The organism is Micromonospora humida (genome assembly GCF_016901255.1).
Lineage (GTDB): Bacteria > Actinomycetota > Actinomycetes > Mycobacteriales > Micromonosporaceae > Micromonospora > Micromonospora wenchangensis.
Genome location: NZ_JAFEUC010000001.1, coordinates 165,299 through 190,596, shown reverse-complemented (window position 1 = coordinate 190,596; position 25,298 = coordinate 165,299). Strand labels below are relative to the sequence as shown.

The 25,298-nt window shown below is 73.4% G+C and carries 24 protein-coding genes and 1 pseudogene; 11 read left to right on the top strand and 14 right to left on the bottom strand.

The genetic code is table 11. From position 1 onward, the window contains the following. Positions 1-104: 104 nt before the first annotated feature. Both JQX11_RS00880 and JQX11_RS00875 read right to left on the bottom strand, forming a co-directional pair. Positions 105-836, bottom strand: coding sequence for a lysozyme (locus JQX11_RS00880; protein ID WP_204922995.1), 732 nt, complete (start codon positions 834-836; stop codon positions 105-107). 168 nt (positions 837-1,004) lie between these two features. Next, positions 1,005-2,324 (bottom strand): flavin monoamine oxidase family protein, encoded by a 1,320-nt coding sequence (locus JQX11_RS00875; protein ID WP_204922994.1) that lies wholly within the window; start codon positions 2,322-2,324, stop codon positions 1,005-1,007. A 292-nt stretch (positions 2,325-2,616) separates the two neighbouring features. Here JQX11_RS00875 and JQX11_RS00870 point away from each other — a divergent pair, with 292 nt between their 5' ends. Continuing rightward, entirely contained in the window at positions 2,617-3,579 is a 963-nt protein-coding gene (locus tag JQX11_RS00870) for an endonuclease domain-containing protein (protein ID WP_204922993.1), read from the top strand. 348 nt (positions 3,580-3,927) lie between these two features. Here the strand turns inward: JQX11_RS00870 and JQX11_RS00865 are convergent, their stop codons facing one another. Then, positions 3,928-4,320, bottom strand: coding sequence for a MarR family winged helix-turn-helix transcriptional regulator (locus JQX11_RS00865; RefSeq protein ID WP_232377069.1), 393 nt, complete (start codon positions 4,318-4,320; stop codon positions 3,928-3,930). Between the two features lie 165 nt (positions 4,321-4,485). On the opposite strand from JQX11_RS00865, the gene JQX11_RS00860 reads away from it, so the two are divergent. Both JQX11_RS00860 and JQX11_RS00855 read left to right on the top strand, forming a co-directional pair. Continuing rightward, positions 4,486-6,288 carry an ABC transporter ATP-binding protein gene (locus tag JQX11_RS00860; RefSeq protein ID WP_204922991.1) on the top strand — a complete coding sequence of 601 codons (1,803 nt, stop codon included), beginning with the start codon at positions 4,486-4,488 and terminating at the stop codon, positions 6,286-6,288. A gap of 77 nt (positions 6,289-6,365) precedes the next feature. After that, positions 6,366-7,067 (top strand): VOC family protein, encoded by a 702-nt coding sequence (locus JQX11_RS00855; protein WP_204922990.1) that lies wholly within the window; start codon positions 6,366-6,368, stop codon positions 7,065-7,067. A 42-nt stretch (positions 7,068-7,109) separates the two neighbouring features. Here JQX11_RS00855 and JQX11_RS31980 read toward each other — a convergent pair whose 3' ends face one another. Both JQX11_RS31980 and JQX11_RS31975 read right to left on the bottom strand, forming a co-directional pair. Continuing rightward, entirely contained in the window at positions 7,110-7,508 is a 399-nt protein-coding gene (locus JQX11_RS31980) for a hypothetical protein (protein WP_307826002.1), read from the bottom strand. Beyond that, positions 7,505-7,681, bottom strand: a pseudogene (locus tag JQX11_RS31975) (DivIVA domain-containing protein); the annotation flags it as partial. The gene JQX11_RS31980 and the pseudogene JQX11_RS31975, both read right to left, overlap by 4 nt. A 415-nt stretch (positions 7,682-8,096) precedes the next feature. Here JQX11_RS31975 and JQX11_RS00840 point away from each other — a divergent pair. The 6 genes from JQX11_RS00840 (at position 8,097) to JQX11_RS00815 (ending at position 12,916) form a co-directional block, all read left to right on the top strand. Further along, the gene (locus JQX11_RS00840) at positions 8,097-8,336 is read left to right on the top strand and encodes a winged helix-turn-helix domain-containing protein (protein WP_204922989.1); all 240 of its coding nucleotides are present in this window, start codon (positions 8,097-8,099) and stop codon (positions 8,334-8,336) included. 460 nt (positions 8,337-8,796) lie between these two features. Further along, a complete protein-coding gene (locus JQX11_RS00835) occupies positions 8,797-9,651 on the top strand; it encodes a hypothetical protein (RefSeq protein ID WP_204922988.1) in 855 nt (284 codons plus the stop codon). A 238-nt stretch (positions 9,652-9,889) separates the two neighbouring features. Next, positions 9,890-10,303, top strand: a complete 414-nt coding sequence (locus tag JQX11_RS00830; RefSeq protein ID WP_204922987.1) for a TIR domain-containing protein — start codon at positions 9,890-9,892, stop codon at positions 10,301-10,303. A gap of 162 nt (positions 10,304-10,465) precedes the next feature. Then, positions 10,466-11,728: a cellulose-binding domain-containing protein gene (locus JQX11_RS00825; RefSeq protein WP_307826000.1), complete on the top strand. Its 1,263-nt coding sequence runs from the start codon at positions 10,466-10,468 to the stop codon at positions 11,726-11,728. Between the two features lie 218 nt (positions 11,729-11,946). Further along, the gene (locus JQX11_RS00820; RefSeq protein ID WP_372444519.1) at positions 11,947-12,414 is read left to right on the top strand and encodes a ribonuclease domain-containing protein; all 468 of its coding nucleotides are present in this window, start codon (positions 11,947-11,949) and stop codon (positions 12,412-12,414) included. Between the two features lie 61 nt (positions 12,415-12,475). Further along, a complete protein-coding gene (locus JQX11_RS00815) occupies positions 12,476-12,916 on the top strand; it encodes a barstar family protein (RefSeq protein WP_204922986.1) in 441 nt (146 codons plus the stop codon). Between the two features lie 63 nt (positions 12,917-12,979). Here JQX11_RS00815 and JQX11_RS00810 read toward each other — a convergent pair whose 3' ends face one another. The 3 genes from JQX11_RS00810 to JQX11_RS00800 all read right to left on the bottom strand — a co-directional run bounded on the left by JQX11_RS00810 (position 12,980) and on the right by JQX11_RS00800 (position 14,803). Beyond that, positions 12,980-13,696 carry an HD domain-containing protein gene (locus tag JQX11_RS00810; RefSeq protein ID WP_204922985.1) on the bottom strand — a complete coding sequence of 239 codons (717 nt, stop codon included), beginning with the start codon at positions 13,694-13,696 and terminating at the stop codon, positions 12,980-12,982. Positions 13,697-13,756: 60 nt separating this feature from the next. Then, on the bottom strand, positions 13,757-14,350 hold the full coding sequence (locus JQX11_RS33260; RefSeq protein ID WP_307825999.1) for an ATP-binding protein: 594 nt from the start codon (positions 14,348-14,350) through the stop codon (positions 13,757-13,759). A gap of 162 nt (positions 14,351-14,512) precedes the next feature. Then, on the bottom strand, positions 14,513-14,803 hold the full coding sequence (locus JQX11_RS00800) for a helix-turn-helix domain-containing protein (protein ID WP_204922984.1): 291 nt from the start codon (positions 14,801-14,803) through the stop codon (positions 14,513-14,515). A gap of 66 nt (positions 14,804-14,869) precedes the next feature. Between JQX11_RS00800 and map the strand changes: the two genes are divergently transcribed. Further along, positions 14,870-15,640: a type I methionyl aminopeptidase gene (map, locus tag JQX11_RS00795; protein WP_204922983.1), complete on the top strand. Its 771-nt coding sequence runs from the start codon at positions 14,870-14,872 to the stop codon at positions 15,638-15,640. Between the two features lie 49 nt (positions 15,641-15,689). Here the strand turns inward: map and JQX11_RS00790 are convergent, their stop codons facing one another. From JQX11_RS00790 to JQX11_RS00765, 6 genes are all read right to left on the bottom strand, one after another. Beyond that, a complete protein-coding gene (locus JQX11_RS00790; RefSeq protein WP_204922982.1) occupies positions 15,690-17,045 on the bottom strand; it encodes a pectate lyase family protein in 1,356 nt (451 codons plus the stop codon). 33 nt (positions 17,046-17,078) lie between these two features. Beyond that, a complete protein-coding gene (locus JQX11_RS00785) occupies positions 17,079-18,248 on the bottom strand; it encodes a Gfo/Idh/MocA family protein (RefSeq protein WP_372444538.1) in 1,170 nt (389 codons plus the stop codon). Positions 18,249-18,322: 74 nt separating this feature from the next. Continuing rightward, entirely contained in the window at positions 18,323-19,813 is a 1,491-nt protein-coding gene (locus JQX11_RS00780; RefSeq protein WP_204922980.1) for a mannitol dehydrogenase family protein, read from the bottom strand. Further along, positions 19,804-21,108, bottom strand: coding sequence for an enolase C-terminal domain-like protein (locus tag JQX11_RS00775; RefSeq protein WP_204922979.1), 1,305 nt, complete (start codon positions 21,106-21,108; stop codon positions 19,804-19,806). The genes JQX11_RS00780 and JQX11_RS00775 overlap by 10 nt, the downstream gene beginning before the upstream one ends. Beyond that, complete coding sequence (uxaC, locus tag JQX11_RS00770; RefSeq protein ID WP_204922978.1) at positions 21,105-22,529, bottom strand: glucuronate isomerase; 1,425 nt, start codon at positions 22,527-22,529, stop codon at positions 21,105-21,107. Before uxaC ends, JQX11_RS00775 begins: the two co-directional genes overlap by 4 nt. Before the next feature lie 69 nt (positions 22,530-22,598). Then, complete coding sequence (locus tag JQX11_RS00765; protein ID WP_204922977.1) at positions 22,599-23,927, bottom strand: Gfo/Idh/MocA family protein; 1,329 nt, start codon at positions 23,925-23,927, stop codon at positions 22,599-22,601. A gap of 239 nt (positions 23,928-24,166) precedes the next feature. On the opposite strand from JQX11_RS00765, the gene JQX11_RS00760 reads away from it, so the two are divergent. After that, positions 24,167-25,285 (top strand): LacI family DNA-binding transcriptional regulator, encoded by a 1,119-nt coding sequence (locus JQX11_RS00760; RefSeq protein WP_204922976.1) that lies wholly within the window; start codon positions 24,167-24,169, stop codon positions 25,283-25,285. Positions 25,286-25,298 lie beyond the last annotated feature (13 nt).

The following is a 25,298-nucleotide window of genomic DNA, read 5'->3' as shown; positions in this document are numbered from 1 at the left end:
TCCTCAGGGGTGGGGGAGGTGTCGGGGGTCGACCGGCGTGACGGCTCCGGGGTGGCCGGGGTCGTCACCGGGCCGGCCGGGCGGCTGCGGTGCTCCGGTCGGGGTCAGCAGGGGCCGTTGCAGGCCAGCACCCGGAGCCGGTCGAGGGTGCCGTTCCAGACGTTCTGGTCGCCCGGGAAGGTGCCCGACGACGCCCACTGCCAGAAGGAGTACGTGGCCCAGCCGGCCGGCAGCGTGCCCACCGTGCCGGCGTACCGGGCGAGCCAGAGCGGGTTGGTGGCGGCGAAGCCGCTGTAGTTGCCGGTGCAGGTGGTCCACCAGTCGGTGGTGGTGTAAATCGTCGCCCAGCGCCCGGTGCGGGCGTAGTACTGGTTGACGAACGAGGCGATCCAGCTGCGCATCGCGCTCTGGCTCAGCCCGTAGCAGGTCGCGCCGTAGGGGTTGTACTCGATGTCGAGCGCGCCGGGCAGCGTCCGGCCGTCCTTCGACCAGCCGCCGCCGTGGTCGACGAAGTAGTTGGCCTGGGTCGCGCCGGTCGTGGTGTCCGGCCGGGCGAAGTGGTACGAACCCCGGATCATCCCGACGGTGTACGACCCGTTGTACTGCTGGGCAAAGTACGGGTTGGTGTAGTACGTGCCCTCGGTGGCCTTCACGTAGGCGAACCGGGCGCCGTTGTTCCAGGCGGCGGACCAGTTGACGTTGCCCTGGTAGCTGGAGACGTCCATGCCGGGCAGGCCGGCCGGGGCGGCGGTGGCCGGGGTGACGACGCCGAGGGTGGCGGCGACCATGGTGGCGGTCGTCAGCAGCGTGCCCGTGAGCGTACGGAGACGGTTCATCTTTCCTCCCTGGGGGATACCGCGTGGTTGCGGCGGGAGCAACGAAAGGAACTGTCAGGTATTAGGTCACGGTCGGAGATAGTTTTCAATAGATAGAATCAAGATTATCGATTGCTGCACGTGGCGCTGTCGGCGGTGCCTCCGCCGCTCGGGAGGTGGGTGGGTGCGTCAGGTGCCGGGACCGGCCAGGACCTCGGCCGCCGCCCGCTCGCCGGCCAGCACCGCGCCCTCCAGGTAACCGGCCCACCGGGTCGCCGTCTCGGTGCCCGCCCAGTGCACCCGCCCCACCGGCCGGCGCAGCTCGGGACCGTGGTCCCGCCACGAACCGGGGGTCAGCGCCCCGCAGAAGCAGCCCCGGGTCCACTCGTCGGCCGACCAGTCGTACTCGACGAGGTCGTCGGGCCCGGCGGCGGCCGGACCGACCAGCTCCACCAGCGCGGCCAGCACCGCCGCCCGTCGCCGGCCCGGCGACAGCCGGCGCAGCTCCCGGGCCTGCCGGCCGTAGCTGAACGCGGTCAGCACCCCACGCGTCGAACCCGGCGTCGAGTTGTCCACCGTCTCGGTCAGTGGCCCGTCGGTCGACGTGGTCACCCCGGAACACCCGTCGGCCCGCCAGAACGGCGTCGGGTAGACCGCGTGCAGCTTCAACGCCGACCCCATCGGCATCCGCTGGGTCAACGCGTCGCGCAGGGCCGGCAGCGCCGGTGCGTACGCGATCCGGCCCGCCAGCGCCGGGGCCACCGCCACCACCGCGGCCTCCGCCCGGTACGCCCCCTCGTCGGTGTACGCCACCACCCCGTGACCGTCCTGGTGGACCGCCCGCACCGGCGCTGCGGACCGTACCGTCCCCGGCGGCAGCGCCGCCGCCATCCGCTCCGCCAGCAGGGCCGGCCCACCCACCAGTCGATCCTGCTGGGCGCCCCCGGCCATCCCCAGCAGCAACCCGCTCCCGCCGCCGCTGCGCAGATAGAACAGCACCTGCAACAGCGACACCTCGTCCGGGTCCACCGCCAGCAACCCGCCGGCGATCAGCCGACCCACGTACCGGGCGGTCACCGGATCGGGTGCGGCGGTGCTCAACCAGCCGCCGAGGGTGAGCCGGTCCCACTCGTCCGCCCGCGCCGCCCGCCACGGGGCCGCCGGGTCCACCCCGGCGCAGAGGTCGTCCAGCAGGTTGACCGTCTGCCGGACAGACTCCGGCGGTGTCTCCCGCAACCGCCCGTCCCAGCGCACCACCGGCCGGCCCTGCGCGGCCGACGGGAACGTGGTCAGCCCGTGCTCGGCCACCAGGGCGGCCATCCGTTCCTGGGTCGGGCCGATCCACTGCGCGCCCAGGTCCAGCGCCGTGCCGTCGCCCAGCCGCCGGGTCGCCACCCGCCCCCCGACCCGATCCCGGGCCTCCAGCACCAGCACCCGCGCCCCACCCCGGCACAACGCCGCCGCCGCGGCGAGCCCCGAGAACCCCGCACCGACCACCACCACCCGCACCGACCGCGCATACCCCGCCCCCGACCCGTTACGCCCAGCCCAGCCCAGCCCAGCCCAGCCCAGCCCAGCCCAGCCCAGCCCAGCCCAGCCCAGCCCAGCCCAGCCCAGCTCATGATCAAATTGCCGAAATGCAGACGACACGCCGGGGAGAGTGCAACAAATCGCAATACGATCTTGAGGCTCCATAGCAGGGTTCCGGTGGACCTGGGGGGTTGTCCACAAGGGGGGTCGGCGTCCACAGGGGGAGGGCGGCAGGTGGAGGCGGTGCGGGTCGGGAGGGCATCCTCGGGACATGCACCCGGTCTTGCGATCCCTCGTCGAGCAGGGCGGTGGCGTGGTGACCCGACGAGCGGCCGTGCAGGTGGTTCCGCCCTGGGTGCTTGCCCACGCTGATCGCGTCGGCCAACTCCGACGGGTCCTGCCCGGCGTCTACGTCGACGCCGCAGTCATTCCCGCCGCTGCCCACCCGGCTGGGGGCTCGACCTTTCCACTGCTCGACGCGGCCCATCGCATCCGTGCGGCGCTCGCCTGGGCGCAGGGGCGCGCGGCGCTGGGTAGCCTCACCGCCCTGGCCGCGTGGGGTGTGCGCGGCCAGCCGGCCGGGGAACCGGTGTGCCTGAACGTGGTCGCCGGCTCCGGACTCCGCCCCCGGGAACACCTGATGATCCATCACCGAGAGGGTTTTGCCCTGGCCCCACCCCAGGTGCTGAGTCGGCATGGTTGTCCGGTGGTGCGGTTGGAGCGGGCGTTGGTCGACGCCTGGCCGCTGCTGCCCGTGGCGGACCGCCCCGCTCCGGTGATCAGGGCCGTCAACGACCGGCTCACCACGCCGGCGCGGATCGCGTCGGCGCTCGCCGCCGTGCCGAGGCTGGGCGGCCGGGCACAGTTGTGCACGCTGCTGGACCGGCTCGCCGCAGGCTGTCGCAGCCCCCTGGAGATCTGGGGACACGACCACGTCTTCACCGGCCCGGGGATGCCCGCGTTCCGGCGGCAGGCCCGGATCGTCGTCGGCCGCCGCACCATGTACCTCGACGTGTACGCCGAGCGGGAGCGCGTCGACTTCGAACTCGACGGCGCGACGGCCCACGGCGACCCCCGCCAGCGCGAGGTCGACCTGCGTCGGGACGCGCTGCTCGCCACCGTCGGCATCCTGGTGGTGCGCTTCGCCCGCCACCACCTGGTCCACGAGCCCGAGGCGGTACGTCACGAGGTACGCGCCATCCTCGCCACCCGCCGCGATGCGGCTGATACATGACCGGCGCGCCGGCCCGTGACTCGCGCGTCGCCGGGCCAGCCCGCGCCGCCGCTAGTCGGCGCACCGGCCCCGACTCCCTGGCTTGCGGGCTTCCGGATCGCGGGCCCTCCTCCAGGATCCGGCATGCGGGGAACCCGGTCGACCTGCCGGCCGAGCAGGGGCCGAAGCGCGAGTCGGGCAGGGCTCGGCCAGGTAGGGCGCGGTCGGCCGCTACTCGGGCTGGGCTGGGTCGGCAGGGCTGGGCCGGGTGGGGGCCGGGCCGGCCACCACTTGGTCGGGCAGGGTCGGTCGGGTCGAGCTGGGCAGGGCTGAGTCGGGGTCGGGCGGAGCGGGTGACGAGGGGCGCAGTCAGTCGCGGAGGGTGCGCAGGATGCGGATGAGCTCGGCGTGATCGGTGGGGGAGAGGTGGCCGAAGAAGCGTTCCGCCTCGGCGCTGCGGGCCGTCCGGATGGCCGCGCCGACCCGCGTACCCTCGTCGGTCGGCGCGACCAGGGTCGCCCGCCGGTCGGCCGGGTCGGGGCGGCGCGCGACGAGCCCGCGTTCCTCCAGGCCGTCGACGACCTCGGTGGTGGAGCGGGGTGCGATGTGCAGGTGCTCGGCGAGGGCGCTGAGGCGCATCGCACCGTGCCGGGTGAGCACCGAGAGGGCGCGGGCGTGTCCGGGGTTGACGTCCCAGGGTTCGAGGGTACGTCGGGACTGGTGGCGCAGCCGCCGCGCCACCGCCCAGAACAGCTCGGCCAGGCTCTCCTCGGCCGGGTCGGTCGGTGGCCCGGCGCAGCGTGCGGCCGGATCGGTTGGCGGGTCGGATGTCGCGCCGGTCACCGGAATACGGTAGCAGGAGTCGCTGTTGTTCCCTCATGATGAGGTAACCTCAGTAAACATTCCCCGGACGGAAGAAGGACCCCCTTGGACACCACGCCAACCCACCGGGAGGGCCGCGGCGGCGCCCCCCGGACCGTCAGTGCCGCCGAGAAGTCCCAGGCCCGTGCCGTCTCGCTGCGCCGCATCGGCCGGCTGTTCACCGCGTACCGTGGTCAACTGGCTGTGGTCACCGCGATCATCGTGGTGTCGTCGATGGTCGCGATGGCCTCGCCGTTCCTGCTGCGGGCGGTGATCGACCGGGCGCTGCCCGAGCGCGACCTGACCCTGCTGGTATGGCTGGTCGTCGGCATGATCGCCGTCGCGGCGGTGACCGCCGTGCTCGGCGTCGCGCAGACCTGGATCTCCACCCGGGTCGGGCAGTTGGTGATGCACCGGCTGCGCACCGACGTCTTCGCCCACCTGCACCGGCAGTCGATCGCGTTCTTCACCCGCACCCGCACCGGTGAGGTGCAGTCGCGGATCACCAACGACATCGGCGGCATGCAGACGGTGGTCACCTCCACCGCCACCTCGATCGCGTCCAATCTGACCACCGTGGTGGCCACCCTGGTCGCCATGGTGGCGCTGTCCTGGCGGCTCACGCTGGTCTCGCTGGTGGTGCTGCCGCCGGCCATCTGGCTGACCCGCCGGGTCGCCGCGATGCGCCGCGAGATCACCGCCCAGCGCCAGCGGGAGCTGGCCGACCTCAACGTCACCATCGAGGAGGGGCTGTCGATCAGCGGCGTACAGCTCAGCAAGACCCTCGGCGCGGGTGGCGCCCTGATCGACCGGTTCACCGCCAGCTCGGCCCGCCTGGTCGACCTGGAGCTGCGCTCGGAGCTGGCCGGCCGCTGGCGGATGGCCACCATGACGATCATCTTCGCCGCCATCCCGGCGGTGATCTACCTCGGCGCGGGCCTGCCCGGCACCGCCGGCACCCTCAGCATCGGCACCCTGGTCGCCTTCACCGCCCTCCAGGGCGGCCTGTTCCGGCCGCTGATGGGGCTGCTCAACGTGGGCGTCACGCTGACCGCCTCGCTGGCGCTGTTCGCCCGGATCTTCGAGTACCTCGACCTGCCGGTGGAGGTGGACGACCCCGCCCGGCCGGTCACCATCGACCCGGCCCGGGTGCGCGGGCACCTGCGCGTCGAGGACGTCACCTTCAGCTACCCCGGCAGCGACACCGCCGCCGTCGCCGGCATCAACCTCGACATCCCGGCCGGCAGCAGCCTCGCCCTGGTCGGCGAGACCGGCTCCGGCAAGAGCACCCTCGCGGCCCTGGTCAGCCGGCTGCACGACCCCGACGCCGGCCGGATCACCATCGACGGCGTCGACCTGCGCGACCTGCGGCTGACCGACCTGGCCGCCGTCGTGGGCGTGGTCAGCCAGGAGACCTACCTGCTGCACACCACCATCCGGGAAAACCTGCGGTACTCACGCCCCGACGCCACCGACGCCCAGCTTGAGGACGCCGCCCGCGCCGCGCAGATCCACGACCTGATCGCCGCCCTGCCCGACGGGTACGACACGGTCGTCGGTTCCCGGGGCCACCGCTTCTCCGGTGGCGAGAAGCAGCGCCTGGCCATCGCCCGTACGCTGCTGCGCGACCCCCGGGTGCTGGTGCTCGACGAGGCGACCAGCGCGCTGGACACCGAGACCGAACGGGCCGTGCAACGGGCCTTCGACACCCTCGCCGAGGGCCGTACGGTGATCACCATAGCGCACCGGCTCTCCACGGTGCGCCACGCCGACCAGATCGCGGTGCTCGACCACGGCCGGATCGTCGAGTCCGGCACCCACGAGACGCTGCTGGCCCGCGCCGGCCGGTACGCCACCCTGGCAGGCTGACCAGGGGCGACCCGGCGGGTGGAAAAACCCGATCTGCGAGACGTGAGTTGCCGATCACCGGTGACTAGAGTGACGCCGTGCAAAGTGGTGTGCGGGCCCAGGTGCCGGTGCTGTACGTGGCGGACGCCGACGCGGCCCGACGGTTCTACGAGAACTTCGGCTACACCGAGATCCGGGCCGGCGGCGACGGCGGATCACGCTGGTCGTACCTGCGGTGCGGGGAGTTGACGCTGCTGCTGGCGGCGGTCACCCCCCGCCTGGTCACCGTCGAGTTGCCCCTGCTCCTCTACCTCTACGTCGACGACCTGACGGCGACCGCCGAGCGGCTCACCGCCGCCGGGCATCCTGTGCAGAAGGCCGGCTACCCGGAGCATGCGCCCGGTGGCGAGTGTCGGGTCACCGACCCCGACGGCAACGTGGTCGCCTTCGGGCAGCGACAGGCCGTACCGCAGCAGGAGCGTGACCCGCAGGCGGGCGGCGAGGCGCGGTTCTCACTGATCCGGGAGGCCGCCGAGGCGGTCGGCCGGCGTGGCGGCGCACCCTCCCGCTGCCAGATCGGCGGCCCGCGCGGTGAGCCCTGCGCCGAACCGGCCGAGGTCAAGCTCGCCGACTCGTGGGGCGACACGGCGTGGGGCTGCATGACACACGCCGACGAGACCCTGCTGACCGCACGCGGTGCGTTCCTCGCCACCGAGGACGGATCGGGCCTCGGCCCGTTCCTGCGCGCCCGCCAGGGTCAGCCGGAGCGGCATCCTGCCGAGGACGCGGCCGACGCCTGACCGCCGGATGCCGCCCGGGGAGCGCCCGCCGGAGACCCGCCCTCACCGACGGGCCCCGTCGGGCCCGGCCGCCTGGCGGTCGGCGCGCCTGCCGACGCCCGGTGGGCCGGCGGTGTGTCGAGCGGCGTGGGTCTGTGGTGCCACAGCGCGTCGCCCCACCCCGGTCACCGATGGGGGTGAGCCGGTGGTGCGTCGACCGTCCCGGGGTGGTGATGTCGTGGCGGCGGGCCGCAGGCCGGCGAGTCGGACGAAGACCTCCCGCCTGGCGGTGGGCTCGCCGCGCCGGTCGAGCACGTAGCCGGTCAGCCACACCCACCCGTCGTAGGTCGGCCGGTCGGACACCGACACCACCCGCAGCCGCAGAGCACGGTCCCCGGTGAACTGCACCGAGGCGGCCCGGTCGACGATCAGCAGGTCGCCGGGGCGGGGGCGTTCGTTCACCAGTGCCCGCCGTTCGTGGGCGGGCAGTCCCGCGCGTGCCGGCTCTGCCACTCGCGCAGGGCTCGCGTGAGCCGATCGTTCTCCCGGGCGAGAGCGCGGATCTCCTGGTGCAGGGCCGCGAGCTGGTCGGCCAGCCGGGACTGGAACCGGCGTACCTCGGCGGGGTCGACGCCGCGTCGACGCGGCGGGAACTCGTGGGTGCGTACCTCGTGGGGGGGTCAGTAGGGCCGGGTGACCGGTCCCGTAGGGCTGGCCACCGCGATACACCTGGGCCACGGGGGTCCTTTCCGGTGTTGGGGGAGGGCGGAGGGGTCCTTTCGGTGGTGCTGGGAGGCGGGTCGTCCGCCGCTGGCTGAGGACGACCCGCCCGCTCGGCGGTCGCAGCCCACTTCGGCGGTACGACGACAGGGCAGCCCGACGGGGGTCGGGGCGGGCGCACACCCGCCCCGACCGGGGGAAACCCCTCTCTCGTTGCCACGTGAGGGAGAGGCGTGAATCAACTTGGCTGTCCCAGTCATCTGAGTTAAACATAGAGTTGTTGGAGGGTGTCCTTGCGTGATCGAATTGGCGTGCCACGCAGGGGGAGTCATGCCGATCACCGCCGACTACATCCGCATCGCCGATGAGATCGTCGCCGACGTGAGAGCGAAGAAGCTCGCGCCGGGGGAGAAGCTGCCCTCGATCTCGGAGCTTGCCGTGCTGTACAAGGTCAGTCCGTCGACGGTCAAGCAGGTCTACGTCCGGCTGGAAGCGCTGCGGGTGATCTGGCGGCACCAGGGCAAGGGCGTCTTCGTCAACGACCCGAAGCTCTGGATGCGCGAACCCTGACCCGCCTCCCTGGCCCGCTGCCCTGCTCCGCTCCGCCCGATTCGCTGTGCCCGGGTGACCAAGAAGTTTGTGTCAAGTTTGATCTTCCTGATGACGCGAACCTCTTGATCACCGGGTGCATGGCGGGTTCGCGCCATGTAACTCGTCCACGCCTCACTTTCACCTGGCGGCGCTTGCCCGCCTCGGGAGGTCGAGCTTGATCGCACGGCCTCCACGTGTCGCCCCCGTGGACGGCCACCCCTTTGTGGGCAGGCCCCCAAGTGCTCCGGGGCTCTGCCACGAAGCGCCAAGATCGTATTGCGATTTGTCGCACCCTGCTCGGCGTGTCGTCTGCATTTCGGCAACTTGATCATGAGCGGGGCTGGTTGAGCTGGGCAGGCGTCTTGATCAGCGGGGCGGAGCCGAGAAGGAGTCGGAAAAATGGGGGGAGCCGTGGGGGGTCTGGGGGCGTCCAAGGGGTATGACGAGTTTTCGAGGTGTGTGGGCGGCGGTCGTGCCGGTGCTTCTGCTCACTGCTGCCTGTGCGGGGCAGGACGGGGCGGGCGTCGCGCCCGATGCGGCCCCGACTTCTCTTCCCGCCAACGTGCCGGTGCTGCGGATCGACTACACGGGTGGCTTCGTGCGGCCCGAGACGAATGTGACCCGGCTGCCGGCGGTCAGCGTCTATGCCGACGGGCGGGTGATCACGCAGGGGCCGACCGTCCTCAGTTATCCGGGGCCGGCGCTGCCCAACATCCAGGTCCGTACGATCAGCACGGCCGAGGTGGCGAAGCTGGTCGAGCAGGCCCGTGCCGCCGGGGTGGGCAGCGCGGTCGACGTGGGCACCCCGTCGATCACCGACGTGACCACGACCCGGTTCACCATCCGGGGGACGGTCGGCAGCGAGCAGTTGGAGGTCTACGCGCTGGGCGAGGCGACCGGCCCAGAGTCCGGCCTGACCCCCGCCCAGCAGGCCGCCCGGGAGAAACTGCGGACCTTCGCCGACAAGCTGACCGACCCGGGGAACGCGGCGACGCAGCCGTACCAGCCGACCGCGATCGCGGCGGTGGCCGGGCCGTGGGTCGCCACGCCCGAGACGGCGAAGCAGCCCAGGATGGAGTGGCCCGGCCCGGTGCTGCCCGGGGCAAGCATCGGTGAGGGCCTTGACCTGGGCTGTGTGACGGTCACCGGCACCGCAGTGCAGCAGGTGATCGCCACCGCCGGCAAGGCCAATGCGGCGACCCCGTGGACCTCCGGCGGGAAGCGCTGGGCGGTCACCTTCCGCCCGTTGCTGCCCGACGAGACCGACTGCGCCAGCCTCACCGCTGGCCGCTGAGTTTGTACCCGGCCGGTCGATCCGATCGTGTCGACCGGCCGGGGGTCTCGGGAGCCGTGGACGTCAATATCCGAGATGGCCGTTCGGTTGGTGGCGGCGATCGGGGTGCCCGGACGGCGCGGTGACCGACCCCGCGCCGAGTTCCTGCAGCGGCACCTCGACACGGTCTTCAAAGCCGCCTGACCTGGCGGCGGAGAGTGGAGAATGTGGGCAACTCACGGCAGGCGACGGGGGCAGCGTGATTTCTTCGGTGACGGTGTGCAGCAGCTCGAAGTTCTACGATCTGGCACAGCGCGCCATCGATGCGTTGCAGGCGACGGGACTCACCGTCTACACCCCGCGATTCGACTACAACGAGGAGCATGTCGTGGTCGGGGAGGCGGACAAGTTCCGGCTGACCCATGAGTTCCTCGCCAAGGTCGCCAGGTCCGATGCGGTCTACGTGATCGCGAGTGGTGGCTATACCGGAGTCAGTGTCTGCATCGAGGTGGGCTACGCGCATGCCCTGGGCAAGGCGGTGCTCTGCTCAGAGCAGCCGACCGAGTTCGCCGTGCGCGCTCTGGTGGATGCGGTCGTACCCGTCGACGAGATCAGCGCGAGCGTCCGGTTGATCGGCCACCGGCGCACCTCGACGGTGGACTTGTTTCCATAGGCAACCATCACTACATTGGGTCCGGGTGCCGCCGAGTTGCCGGGCGGCTGTTTGGCCTGAGCCGGGCTGTTGTCCACGTGCCGACACGGCGCGTCGACGCGCGAGCGACGTCACTGCTCCCGCGCCGTCGGTCCACACCGACGGCCAGCCGGAAGGACCCCTGTGAGGATCTCCCGTACCCGTATCACCGCCGTCGTGGCCGCCACCGCCACGGTGGCCGCGGCCGTCACCACCGTGCTCGCCGGCACCGCCTCGGCGGCCCAGGGCTGCCGGATCGACTACCAGCCCAACGAGTGGACCGGCGGCTTCACCGCCAATGTCCGGGTCTCCCCGGGCGACACCGCCCTGAGCAGTTGGACCGTCACCTGGTCCTACCCGGGCGGCCAGCGGATCACCGGCGGCTGGAACGCCCAGGTCAGCCAGGCCGGCACGACGGTCACCGCCCGCAACGCCGCCTGGAACGGCAGCGTCCCGGCCGGCGGCTCCACCGAGTTCGGCGTCCAGGGCACCAGCACCTCGGGTTCCGTCGCGCCGACCGGGTTCACACTCAACGGCGTACCGTGCAACGGCGCTCCGCCGCCGACCACCACGCCGCCGCCCACGACCCCGCCCCCCACGACGCCGCCGCCGACGACCCCGCCCCCGACGACGCCGCCGCCCACGACGCCGCCGCCGACCACCCCGCCCCCGACGACCCCGCCGCCCACCACGCCTCCACCCACCACGCCGCCGCCGGCCGGGTGTGCCGGTGCGGTGCTCTGTGACGGTTTCGAGAACCAGACCGGCACGACGCCGTCCGGCGACTGGAGCGTGGTCAACCCGGACTGCTCCGGGACGGGACGGGCCTCGGTGGACACGGCGACCACGCACAGCGGCAGCCGCTCGCTGCGCATCGACGGCGCGCAGGGCTACTGCAACCACGTCTTCGTGCGCTCCACCAAGGATCTCAGCGCGGTGGGCACCGTCCGGTACGGCCGGATCTGGTTGCGCCACACCACCGCGCTGCCGACCCAGCACGTCACCATGATGGCCATGACCGACGCCGCCGACGGCAACAAGGACCTGCGGATGGGCGGCCAGAACGGCGCGTTGCAGTGGAACCGGGCCTCCGACGACGCGACCCTGCCCGAGCAGAGCCCGGCCGGGGTGGCGTTGAGCGTGCCGCTGCCCACCGGGCGCTGGACGTGCCTGGAGTTCATGGTCGACGGCAACCAGGGGCAGTTGCGCACCTGGCTCGACGGCACCGCCGTCACCGGGCTGACCGCCGACGGGGTGCCCACCCACGACATCGACAGCCAGTGGCTCAACCGCACCTGGCGTCCCCGGCTGACCGACCTGAAGCTGGGTTGGGAGAGCTACGGCGAGGGCGCGGACACCCTCTGGTACGACGACGTCGCCCTGGGCGCCAGCCGGATCGGCTGCTGACCCCGACCGGGACCGGGCGGCCGACGGGGCGGCCCGGTCCCGGTCCTGCGTCCACCGGGCATTTCAACAGGCGGTGGCGTGCCGATCATGGTGCGTTCATCCACGGTTGCGAGGCTGACCTCTGGTCGGCGGGGTTCGCCTCCCGCCAGAATGTGGCTGATCGGGACAACCATCTCGATCGATGCATTCCTGTCGGCCCCCGCGACCCGGAGGACCCGTTGAGCACTCCCGCGAACCCCGTCACCCCCGCCACCGCCCCGACCCCGCGCACCCGGGCCCGCCGCCTGCCGGGCATCCTCGCGCTGCTGACCGCCCTGGTCGCCGCGCTGCTCGTCGGACCGTCCGTGGTGACCCCGAGGCTGACCGACCCCGCGTCGGCGGCGGTCTACGGCTCCTGCACGATGTCCCGCTGCGCGGACGCCCGTACCGCCCGCTCCGGCTGGTCGGGCAAGGGTTTCCCGACCAGCCGGGGCTGGTACTCCTGGAGCGGTGGCCTGTCGAACTTCGCCGGCGGCCAGTTCCACAACTACGAGGGGCAGCTCCCCGCCGGCGCCACCTACTACGAGTACGACGTCTACCCGCGGGTCTCCGGCGCGGCGCGCGACGCGTACCGCATCGTGGTGAACAGGAGCAGCGGGGCGACCTGGTTCTCCCCCGACCACTACGCGAACTTCTACCGGATCTGACCGAGGACCATCCGGGGTGGGCTGGTCCGCCGGCCCGCCCCGTCGAGCAGGAGGATGCACCATGACCGGACAGCGCCAGCCGGGCTGGCTACGGGTGACCGACGAGGCCCGCCCGTCGGGGCACCCGACGCCGTCGGTCACCGTGGCCGGGGCGGCGGCCCGTACCCGCCCGGCGCTGTTCGACGCCCTCACCGACGCCCTCGGCCTGCCCGGCCACTTCGGCCGCAACTGGGACGCGCTCGCCGACGTGCTGGCCGACCGGCTCGACGCCGGCCCGCTCACCCTCGAGGTGACCGACGCCGGCCTGCTGCTGGCCGACGAGCCACCCGGTCAACTCGGCACGTTGCTCGACGTGGTGGGCGGGGTGTCGGCCGGCGCCCGGGAGCCGGTCTGCCTGCTGCTGCGCGACACCCCGCAGCGGCTGCCCGACCTGCGGCACCGGCTGCACGCCGTCCTCGGTGGTGGCGGGGTGGCCGTCCCGCCCGGCGGCCCGCTGCGCTGAGCGTCCGCGTCGCACCACCGGCCCGCTCACCCGCCGGCCCACCGTCGCGGCGGGGGGGCGGGGTCAGTTGGGGTGGTCGAGGATCGCGCTGAACCGCTCCTCGGCCAGGTCGAGCTGGGCGAAGATGTGCCGCTTCACCGGTGCCGACAGCGGGGTGTCCGGCCGGGCGATCAGCTCCCGGTAGACCGGCACCAGCGGCCGGTACTTCGCCGCCGAACGGGCCACCTTCGGCCCGACGGCGTAGACCACGCCCACGCCGTTGTCGGTGAAGTCGGAGACCTTGATGACCCGGGCCCAGGGTTCCCGGTCCAGGCTGGCCGCGACGTGCTCGCGGTACTGCACGTGCGGGTCGCGCTCCGGGTCGTACACCGGGTTGGTGACCGCGGCGACCAGCCGGGCCACCCGGTCGCCGAACCGGTCGGCCAGCGCGGCCAGCGCCGCCGCCGTCGGGTCGGCCGCCCCCGCGCCGGCCAACTCACCCGGGTGGTCCTCGACCGCGTCGTGCAGCAACCCGGCGACGATCACGTCGGGGTCGCGCACCTGGTAGTGGTGCGCCATCCGGATCGCCACCCGCAGCAGGTGGTTGAGGTACGGCTCGCGGGACCGCCGGTCGTCGCGGTGCAGCTCGGCGGCCAGGTCGAGGGCTTCGGTCAGCCGGTCCCGGTCGGCCGCGGCGAAGGCCGGCAACTCCAGCCGGAACCGGGCGAGCAGGCCCGGTTCGCCGTGCAGCTCGGTGATCGCGTGCATCGGCATGGTGGCGAGGTACGGCGGGAACTCCATCGCCTACTTATAGCCGATCTTCACTGTCGGTCCGACCCCGCCGTCGGGCATGTGACCACGTCATTTCCGGCCGGGAAGGTGCTTGACCAGGCGCACCGTCGTCCCGCCGGGGGTGCCGTCGAGCTGTGCCTCGTCCATCAACCGGGCCATGATCAGCCGTCCCCGACCCCGGTCGCCGCCCTGCGACGGCCCCGGTCGCCAGCCGCCGGTGTCGCGGATCTCGACCTCCAGCCGCTCGGCGCCCAGTCGGGCCGACACCGTGACGCTCGCCCCGGGCGCGAACCGGTAGCCGTGCTCGATGGCGTTGGCGCACGCCTCCCCGACGGCGATCAGCACCACCTCCACGTCCGCCTCGTCGACGCCGGCCCCGGTGAGCCACGCCCGCAGCGCCTCCCGGGCGGGGGAGAGCTGGGCCGGATCGGCGGCCAGCGCCGTCCGGAACGCCGACGGCGCACCTTCGTCGCTCGGGTCGGCCTGCGCTACCGTGCCGGCCTGTGGTGCGGTGCCGGCCTGCGGTGTGCCGGCGCGGGGCGCCGGGTCGGCAGGTGGCTCCGGGGTGCCGACCCGCCGCGTGGTGCCGGCCGGGTCGTCCGCCGGGCGGGGACCGGCCGCCGGCTCGGGCCGGTCCGCGCCGACGTCGCGTCCACCGGCCACCCGGGTCTACCTCCCGCTGATGCTCGTCGTCCGGTCGGCAGCCCGACCGCACCCGGTCATTGTCCCTGTCCCGGCCCGCCGCCGGGCACCACCCCTGGGCAGAGGGCTCCGGGACGCCCCCGGCGGGGGTTGGCCGGGAGACCGCGCCCCGGGGCGTCGGGGCTACGAGGCCAGCCGCTCACCGGGGTCCGGCACGGCGATCCCGCCGTCGGACTGGTTGATCTCCGACCAGACCGCGTCGAGGGAGAGGCCGAGGACGTCGGCGAGCACCGCGATGGTCGGGAACGCCGGGGTGGCCACCCGACCGGACTCGATCTTCCGCAGGGTCTCCGGGGACAGCCCGGCGGCCAGCGCGGTGCCGAGCATCGACCGTTGGCCCCGGGCGCGGCGCAGCAGGGCGCCGAGGCGTCGTCCGCGGGCGACCTCGGCGGGGGTGAGCGGCAACCTGACCATGGCTGCGATTCTAGTACCGGGATAACATGGCCGGGATACTTATTGGTGGTCCACGGAAGGCACCGCATGATCGAGATCCTGAACCCCACCGACGTGCGGCGCGCGCGGGACACCGGCGCGCTGGTCGCCGAGATCCTCCAGACGCTGAAGGGCCGCGTCGTGGTCGGCACCAACCTGCTGGAGATCGACGCGTGGGCGCAGCAGATGATCGTCGACGCCGGGGCGACGTCCTGCTACGTCGACTACGCGCCGTCCTTCGGCCGGGGCCCGTTCGGCCACTACATCTGCACCTCGGTCAACGACGCGGTGCTGCACGGACTGCCGTACGACCACCACCTCGCCGACGGCGACCTGCTCTCCCTCGACCTCGCCGTCTCCCTCGGCGGCGTGGTCGCCGACTCGGCGATCAGCTTCCTGGTGGGCGACACCCGCCCCCCGGAGAGCGTCGCGCTGATCGACGCCACCGAGCGGGCGCTGCGCGCCGGGATCGCCGCCGCCGGACCGGGCGCACGCGTCGGTGACCTCTCGCACGCCATCGGCACGGTCCTGCACGCGGCGGGATACCCGGTCAACACCGAGTTCGGCGGGCACGGCGTCGGGTCCACCATGCACCAGGACCCGCACGTGTCCAACACCGGCCGGCCCGGTCGCGGGTACCGGCTACGTCCCGGCCTGCTGCTGGCCCTGGAACCCTGGGTCATGGCCGACACCGCCACCCTCGTCACCGACGCCGACGGCTGGACGCTGCGCAGCGCCACCGGCTGCCGCACGGCACACAGCGAACACACGATCGCCATCACGCCCGAGGGCGCGGAGGTGCTCACCCTGCCGAGGTGACCCCGCGGTCGGGCCGCGCCGACGGACGGCACGGCCCGACGCAGGCGGCTCACAGCGGCAGTCGACCGGCCCCGGCGAACGGCCCCACCACCAGCGGCACCAGCGGCGCGGGCACCGCCTGCGGCGCGCGCAGGGCCGGCGTCCACCCGGCGTCGCCGCCCAGGTCCGGGTCGTGGGCCGCGTTGTAGGCGGCCACCAGGTCGACCGGGCGGGGCAGCGCGCCGGGCGCGTCCACCCAGTTGCCCCGGGTGGTGACGGCGGTGCCACCCCAGTCGTACAGCAGGTCGCCGGCGGCGATGCCGGCACCGAGGGTGAAGAAGTTGTTCTCCACGTACGCGGCGGACTGCACGCCCACCCCGATCGCGTACGCGAAGTCGTCGCCGGCCAGCCGGTACCAGTTGTTGTAGACGTCGACCTGGCCGAACCGGACCCGGGGCAGCCGCTGGAGCACCCGGTCGAACAGGTTGTGGTGCAGCGTCACCTTCAACCGGCCGACGTCCGGCCCGACGGTGTTGGACGAGCCGATCAGCATCAGCTTGTCCCGCCCGGTGAACCGGTTGTACGAGGCGGTCACCAGGCTGGCGGTGTGGGTGACGTCCAGCGACCCGTCGTGCACCTGGTAGGGCCGGCCGAAGTACACCGGCTGCCCGCTGTCCGGGTTGTCGCCGTCGGTGAAGGTGTTGTGGTCGACCCAGACGTGCTCGCTGCGGCGCACTGAGACCTGGTCGTACTGGGAGTTCCAGTTGCCGGTCGCGCCGTCGGTGGGGGACCAGGCCGGGAAGCAGTCCCGGGCGTCGTCGAAGGTCAGGTTGCGGACGATGACGTTGCTGGCCCCGTCGATCATCAGGGTCAGCCCGGTGAGGACCGCCCCGCGCCGCCCGACGATGGTGGTGTTGGGCCCGACGTTGATCTGCGTCTGCCGGGTCTGGTTGGCCACCGACCGCACCCGGGCGGCCTCCAGCGCCCCGGTCGGCGGCACCATGCCCCACACCGCCGGGTCGTACGCGGCCAGGTAGGCCGCCAGGCTGTACTCCGGGTCGGCCAGGTCGGCGCAGCCGAGCAGGTGGCCGTCGTCGGCGGCGAACCCGTCGACGGTGCCGTCCACGACGATCAGCTTCGGGGTGGCGTTGCTCTTGTTGGTGGCGTTGTCGCCGCCCAGCGCCCGGACCAGGTCGGCCCGGCTGCGGACGAGGTGGACCTGGTCCGGGCCGGCCGCCGCGCCGCCGGTGGTGCCGGGGCCCTCGGACGCCCAGCCGTCGCCGGCCGGCAGGGTCTGCCGGGCCACCCGCTCGACCGCCCGGGGCACCCCGTCGGCGGTGCGGCCGGGTGCGGCGTGTGCCGCAGTGCCCGAGGTCAGTAGGAGGGACAGGGCGACCAGGGCCGCCCCGGTGGTTCGTGGACGCATGGGAATCTCCGGAGGGTGGTGGTGGATGGTGCGTCAGTCGTCCAGCGCCGCCAGGGGGATCCGCACCGGCGGCACCGCCCACGGCACCGCCAGTTCCGACAGCAGCGCCCCCTGCCCGGCGGCCCGGCGCAGCGCCGCGTTGATCCCGGGTACCGTCACCACCCGTTCCGGCCCGCTGCCGGTGACCGTGACCAGGTCGCCGCCGAGCAGGGTCGGCTCGGGGGCCTGCCGCACCTGTTCCAGTACGGCGGTGAACGGCGCGGTCCGGGTCAACGGGGCGATCAGCGGGGTGCCGGCCGGGTCGGCGCGGTGGGCGAGCAGGTTCTCCAGCAGCCCCCGCCGCCCCGGCACCTCCCGGGGGTGCGGGTCGCCGGGCAGCAGCAGCCGGTCGGTGGGGTACTCCAGCACCGCCCGCCCGGCGGTGCCGGTCACGATCACCTCACCGGCGACGAAGTCCTCCCCGGCCAGGGTCACCGCCGCCACGATCGGCGGCCCACCCGGGGTGACGATCCGCAGCGTGGCCGTGTCGTCGACCTCGATCGGGCGGACCCGGTAGCGCTCCAGCTCGATGCGGGCCGGCCGTACCGGCGCGCCGGTCACCGTCTGGGCGACCGCCAGGCACTGCATCACCGCGTGCGCCAGCGGGTTGGCCAGCGCGCCGTCGAGCACCGGTCGGCCGTGCAGGCTGCGTCGGCCGGCCCACGGGGACCGCGCGTAGTAGCCGTCGGGGCGTTGCCAGCAGGCGACCGTGCCGATGCCGGTGACGGTGCCCAGCCGGCCCTGCCCGAGGGCGGCCGACAGTTCGGCCAGTGCCATCGAGCCGAGCGCCTGGAAACCGACCTGGCAGGCCCGGCCGGTCGCGGCCAGCGCCCCGGCCAACTCCCGGTGTTCGGCGGTGGACAGCACCGGCGGCTTCTCCAGCAGCAGGTCGGCACCGGCGGCGAGGACGTCCAGGGCGATCGGCAGGTGGGTGTGCGGCGGGGTGCAGACGATCACCACGTCCGGGCGGGCGGCGGCGAGCATCTCCCGGTGGTCGGTGTGCACGCTGACCCCGGGCGGGACCGGCGCGGCCGGCTCGTCCTCGATCGGCCGCACGTCGACCAGCGCCACCAGCCGCAGCCGTCCCGCCGCGTGCAGCCCGGCGACGCTGCGCCGGTGCCAGCGGCCGTGTCCGTTCGCGCCGACGATCGCCACCCGGGGCACGGCCGTCGTGACGGCCCCGGCCGGAGCGTCCCGGGTGGTGGGCCCAGCGGCGGCGGCCGGCGGCACCGGGGCGGTCACGCCGCACCGGCCAGGACCGCCGCCACCCCGTGGGTACGCAGCGCGCCGAGCCATCCGGCCACGTCGGCGCGGAACCCGTCGTCGTCGGCGAGCGCCGCCGGGAAGACCTCCGGCAAAGCGAACAGCGCCTCGACCGTCCCGGCGGCGGTGTCCCCGGCGGCGGCGAGCGCGGCGGTGATCCGGTCGGCCAGCGGGTCGTCGAGCGGCAGCACCGTGCCGTCGTCGGCCCGCCCGTCGAGGAACCGCAGCCAGGCCGCCACGACCAGCGCCGACCAGTACGCCGGACGGCCCTGGGCGCGCAGGTCGGCGGCGGTGTGAAGGACCCGCTGCGGCAGCTTCTGCGACCCGTCCATCGCCACCTGGAGGGTGCGGTGCCGGATCGCCGGGTTGGCGAACCGGCCCAGCACCTCGTCGCCGTACCCGACGACGGTCGTCCCCTCGGGTGGGGTGAAGCTCCCGGCCACGTCCTCGGCGACGAACCGGCGCAGCACGTCGGTCAGGCCGGGCAGCGCCAGCGTGTCCGCGATCGTCTCGCGGCCGGCGACCGCCCCCAGGTAGGCCACCGCCGAGTGGACGCCGTTGAGGCCGCGCAGCTTCAGCCGCTCCCACGGGCCGGCGTCGGTGGTGAGCACCGCGCCGGCCCGCTCCCACCTGGGCCGGCCGCCGGGGAAGTCGTCCTCGACGACCCACTGGAGGTACGGCTCGGCGGCCACCGCCGCCAGATCGGTCACCCCCAGCGCGGCGCGGGCATTCTCCAGGGTCGCGGCGGTGCTGGCCGGGACGATCCGGTCCACCATCGTGCCGGGGAAGCTCACCTGCCCGGCGAGGGCGTCCTGGACGGCGTCCGGCACCCCGGCCAGCGCCAGCGACTGCTGCACCAGGCCGCGCAGCCGACGCCCGTTGGACGGCAGGTTGTCGCAGCTGACCAGCGCGACCGGCCCCGCCTGGGCGGCGGCGCGGGCGAGCAGCCCCCGCACCAGCAGGCCGGGCACGGTGACCGGGGGCCGGTCGGTGGTCAGGTCGAGGGTCAGCTCGTCGTCGGCCCGCAACGCCCCGGAGACCGGGTCGAGCCGGTACGCCTTCTCGGTCACCGTCAACGTCACCACCCGGATCGCCGGGTCGGCGAGCAGCGCGACCACCGCCGCCGGGTCGCTGGCCGCGTGCCGCACCCCGGCCAGCGCGCCGACCACCCGGGTCGCGGACCGGTCGGCGGCCAGGGTGGTGACGCTGAACAGCGCGTCCTGTGCGGCGAGCGCCTCGACCAGGTCGGTGCTGCGCGGGGCGACGCCGACGATGCCCCAGTCGCCGCCGGCCGCGTCGACCGCCGCCTCGGTGCAGACCGCCTGGTGGGCCCGGTGGAACGCGCCGAGTCCGAGGTGGACGATGCCGGCCGGCACGGTGCCCGGTCGGATCAGCGGTCGGCTCTGCTCGGGCAGCCGGCGCAGGGTGGCCAGGCCCAGCCGGTCGGTGCCCCCGTTCACCGCCACACCGGGCCGTCCGGGAAGCGGAACCGGGCGATCGACTCGGGGCGCATGGTGGCGCTGTAACCGGGGGCGGTGGGCAGCAGGTACCGGCCGCCCCGGGTGCGCACCGGGTCGACGAAGTGCTCGTGCAGGTGGTCGACGTACTCGACCATCCGTCCGTCCAGGCTGGTGCCGACCCGCAGGTAGTCGAAGATGGCCAGGTGCTGCACGTACTCGCAGAGGCCGACGCCACCGGCGTGCGGGCAGACCGGCACCCCGAACTTCGCGGCCAGCAACAGCTCCGCCAGCACCTCGTTGACCCCGGCGACCCGGCAGGCGTCGATCTGCATCACCCCGATCGCCTCGGCCTGGAGCAGCTGCTTGAAGATCACCCGGTTGGCGGCGACCTCGCCGGTGGCGACCCGGCACCGGCCGCCGGTCGACGCGGTCACCGCGCGGGCGATCCGGGCGTGGCCGAGGATGTCGTCGGCGTGCGTCGGCTCCTCGATCCAGTACGGGTCGACCTCGGCCAGCGCGGTCATGTTGGTGATCGCCTCGTCGACGTCCCAGACCTGGTTGGCGTCCATCATCAGCAGCGCGTCCGGGCCGATCTCGGCCCGGATGATCCGCGCCCGGCGCAGGTCGTCGGCGGGCGGGCCGCCGACCTTCATCTTCATCGCCCGCCACCCCTGGGCGTACGCCTCGCGGGTCAGCGCCCGCACCTTGTCGTCCGGATACCCCAACCACCCCACCGAGGTGGTGTACGACGGGAAACCGTCCTGCTCCAGCACGGCGAGCCGCTCTGCCGCCCCGACCAGTCCCTTGTCGAGCAGGGTGGCCGCCTCGTCGGGGGTCAGCGCGTCGGTGATGTGGTGGAAGTCGATGTTGGCGACCAGCTCGTCGGTGGACAGCTCGGCGAGGTAGCGCCACATCGGCTTGCCGGCCAGCTTGGCCCGCAGGTCCCAGACCGCGTTGACCAGCGCCCCGGCGGCCATGTGGATGACCCCCTTCTCCGGCCCCAGCCAGCGCAGCTGCACGTCGGCGGTCAGCGAGCGCCAGAACGCCACCGGTTCGGCCGCGATCTCGGCGACGGTGCGCCCCCGGACGTGGTGGGCGAGGGCCTCGATCGCCGCGCAGGTGATCTCGTTGCCCCGGCCGTTGGTGAAGGTGAACCCGGCGCCCGTCGGGCCGTCGTCGGTGCGCAGCTCGACGTAGCTGGCCGAGTAGTCACCCCGGTTGATCGCGTCGGAGCCGTCGCCGGCCGCCGCGGTGGGGAACCGGACGTCGTGCACGTCGACGTCGGTGATCCTGGTGCTCATGCGGACCCCTCGAACTTGAAGACCTTCTTGGGCAGCCGGTACGCCAGGTCGACGACCGTCTCGGCGGCCTCGTCCTCGCTCAGCCGGTGCTCGGCGACGAGGCGGGCCAGGAATCCGGCGTCGATCCGGCGGGCCACGTCGTGGCGGACCGGGATGGAGCAGAACGCGCGGGTGTCGTCGACGAACCCGGCGGTGTTGTAGAACCCGGCGGACTCGGTGACCGCCTCCCGGAACCGGCGCAGCACCTCCGGGGAGTCCAGGAACCACCAGGGCGCGCCGAGGTAGAGCGCGGCGTAGCCGCCGGCCAGCGGGGCCAGCTCCCGGGTGAACGTGTACTCGTCGAGGGTGTAGAGCACCACCCGCAGGCGCGGGTCGTTGCCGTACGCGTCGAGCAGCGGGGCCAGCGCGTGCACGTACTCGGTGGCGTGCGGGACGTCCCCGCCGACGTCGCGGCCGTGGGTGGCGTACAGCCGGCGGTTGTGGTTGCGCACGGCGCCGGGGTGCAGTTGCAGCACCAGGCCGTCGTCGAGCGACATCCGGGCGAACTCCACCAGCATGTGCGCCCGGAACGCCTCGGCGTCGGCGGCGTCGGCCAGCCCTCGCCGGCCCCGGTCGTAGAGCCGGGCCGCCTCGTCGGCGTCGAGCACCAGCGTCTGGGCGGTGGGGTGGCCGTGGTCGGAGGAGGTCGCGCCGGCCGCGACGAACGCCGCCCGGCGGGCCCGCAGCGCGTCCAGGTAGCCGGTGTACGTGCCGGTGTCGACGCCGGCCACCTCGCCGAGCCGGGCCACGTTGTCGGCCCAGCCGTCGAACTCCATGTCGACGACGTTGTCGGGGCGGAAGGTGGTGACCACCCGGCCGCCCGGCCCGCCCCAGCCGTCGGCGGCGAGCTTGGCGTGCGCGGCGAGGTCGTCCAGCGGGGACTCGGTGGTGGCGAGCACCTCGATGCGGAACCGGGTGAACAGCGCCCGGGGCCGGAACTCCGGCTCGGCGAGCCGGGCGGCCACCTCGTCGTAGACGGCGTCGGCGGTGGCCGGGGTGAGCGCGGTGTCCACCCCGAAGACCTCACTGAAGGTGCGTTCCAGCCACAGCCGCGACGGGGTGCCCCGGAACAGGTGCCAGTGTGCGGCGAAGCGTCGCCAGATCGTCCGGCCGTCGGTCTCCACCGGGCTGCCGTCGACGCTGGGCACGCCGAGTTCGGCCGGCGGCACCCCCTGGCTGAGCAGCATCCGGGTGAGGTAGTGGTCGGGCACGATGAGCAGCCGGGCCGGATCCGGGAAGGGCCGGTCCTCGGCCAGCAGCGCCGGGTCGACGTGCCCGTGCGGCGAGATGATCGGCTGCGGGCCGGCGAGGGCGTACAGCTCGCGGGCGATGGCCCGGACGCCCGGGTCGGTCGGCAGGAGCAGGTCGGGAGAGGTCGGCACGTCGGGGGACTCCTCGGGTGCGGGCGGAGGGTCGGCGGTTCGGGGTGGCCGGGCGTGGGGCCGGCCCGGTCAGGGCAGGGTGAGCAGGTCGGCGACGCGGACCGGCTCACCGGTGTCGAAGGAGCGGTTGGCGGCAAGCCCGGTAAGCAGGGCCAGCGCCCCGTCGTGGGCGGTGGCGGCCCGGCCCAGCGGGTCCGGCTCGCCGCCGAAGATCACCCGGGTCATCCGGACATCCGCGCCGCCGTGGCCCTGCCGGGTGTAGCCCTCGACCGGGATCCGGGTGGGTGGGGCCCAGAACGGGCGCAGGGTGAGGGTGGCCTCGCCGTGCTCGGCGGCGGCCTCGTCGCCGTGCAGGGCGGCCCCCTTGAGCGCCCCGGCGGCGGCCGGGCTGACGAAGTCGCTCTCGGTGACCTCCAGTTCCAGCCGGCCACGGCTGCCGTTGACCATCACCCGGTAGCCCTCCCAGGGGGCGTAGGCGGTGAGGTGGTAGGTCATCGTCGCGCCGGTGGAGTAGCGGGCCAGCACCGCCATGTCGTCCTCGATGCTCACCCCGGGGGCGAAGACGTTGCGGTCGCGCTGGTAGCCGTCGTCGGCCTCGGCGTCGAGGTACAGCTCGCGCAGCCGGGGGTGGTCGGCCATCCGTAGGGCGAACGGGTCGTCGGCGGCGGCGGGGGAGTCGTGCGCCCGGTCGTAGTCGCGGGCGTAGCCGTGCCGGCGGCCCGCGTCGCCGTAGAAGAACAGCCGGCCGGCGGCGTACACCTCGACCGGGGTGGCGTCGAGCCACCAGTTGACCAGGTCGAAGTGGTGGCTGGCCTTGTGCACCATCAGCCCGCCGGAGCTGGCCTTGTCCCGGTGCCAGCGGCGGAAGTAGTCCGCGCCGTGCCGCACGTCGAGCAGCCACTCGAAGTGCACCGAGCCGATCTCGCCGACCGCGCCGTCGGCGAGCAGCCTTCTGACCTGCTCGTGCAACGGGTTGTAGCGGTAGTTGAAGGCGACGGTGACCTGCCGGCCGGTCTCGGCGACCGCGTCGAGGATGCGCCGGCAGCGGGCCGCGTCGACGGTCATCGGTTTCTCGGTGACCACGTCGCAGCCGGCGCGCAGGGCCGTCACGATGTACTCGTCGTGGGTGACGTCCACGCTGGTCACCAGCACCACGTCGACCCGTTCCTTGGCGAGCATGGTGGCGAAGTCGGCGGCCGGGTACGTCGGCACGGCCGGATGGCCCAGCTCGGTCAGCCACCGGTTGTGCGCGTCCATCCGGGTCTGGTTGACGTCGGCGAAGGCGACCAGCTCGGCGGTGTCGGCGTGCGCGGTGACCAGGGCCCGGACGAACATCTCCGCCCGCGCCCCGGTGCCGACGAGGGCGTGCCGTCGGCGTGGCGTGGCTGGTGGTGGCATCCGTGGACCTCCCCGGTGGCTGCAAAGGTTTGCAGTGAAGAAACCACGTCGGTGAAGAGCACGTCAACGATCGATGCCAATCCCGTGGCATAGATACCGTTTCATGCGTAAAAGGGGGCATGGTAGGAGCGCCCCCGCAATCGACCTGTAACAAACTCCCGTTGACAGTGGAGCAACCGTTTGCATTAATTGGCGGCACCCACGTGACCCCGACCACACCATCGACGAGAGGGCCGCCCGTGCCAGCCACCATCCGCGACGTCGCGCGGGCCTCGGGCGTGCACATCTCCACGGTGTCCCGGACCTTCTCGGCGCCGCACCTGGTCAACCCGGAGACCCGGGGCCGGGTGCTGGCCTGCGCCGAGGACCTCGGCTACCGGCCCAACCGGGCCGCCCGCGCCCTGATCACCGGGCGGACCCACAACATCGGCCTGATCATCGCCGACATCGCCAACCCGTTCTTCCCGCCGCTGATCAAGGCGGCCGAGGGGCAGGCCCGGCACCGCGACTACCACGTCTTCGTGGCCGACACCAACGAGGACCCGGCCGCCGAGGAGGAGCTGGTCCACGCGCTGGCCAAGCAGGTCGACGGGGTGCTGCTGTGCAGCCCCCGGATGAGCAACGGCCTGATCGAGCAGGTCAGCCGGGAAGTCCCGGTGGTGGTGATAAACCGGCAGGTCACCGGCCTGCCCTGCGTGATGATGGACGTCGGCCAGGGGGCGCGCGCCGCGATCGAGCACCTGCTCGGCCTCGGCCACCGTCGGATCGCCCTGCTCGGCGGGCCACGCGGCTCCTGGACCCACCAGCAGATGCGCCGGGCGGCCGGCGCCGCCGCCCGCTCCGGCGGGGCCGAGCTGACCGTGCTCGGGCCCAACCCGCCCACCGAGACCGGCGGCGGTGAACTGGCCGCCCGGGTACGCGACAGCGGCGTCACCGCCGTGCTCGCCTACAACGACCTGATGGCGATCGGGCTGATCGAGGGGCTCGACCAGCTCGGCATCCGGGTACCGCAGGACGTCAGCGTGGTCGGCGTCGACGACATCGCGCTGAGCCGACTCACCCGCCCCAAGTTGACGACGGTGGCCACGCCAACCGCGGCCGCCGGCCGGACGGCCGTCGACATGCTGCTGCAACACGACTCCGACCCGCGCCCGCGCGGCGGGGGACGGGCAGCGGCCCTCGGCGACCGTCGTACCACCGCACAGGTAATGCTCCAGACCGAACTGGTCATTCGCGACTCGACCGGACCCGTACCCGGTCGATCCCGTCCCGGTTCCGTTCCGGATGGCCCGGGCCCGCATCGCCTTGCGGACCCGGGCAGCCCGACCGTGACCACCGGTGGCGTCGTCGCCTCCTAACCCGAGGAGTGAG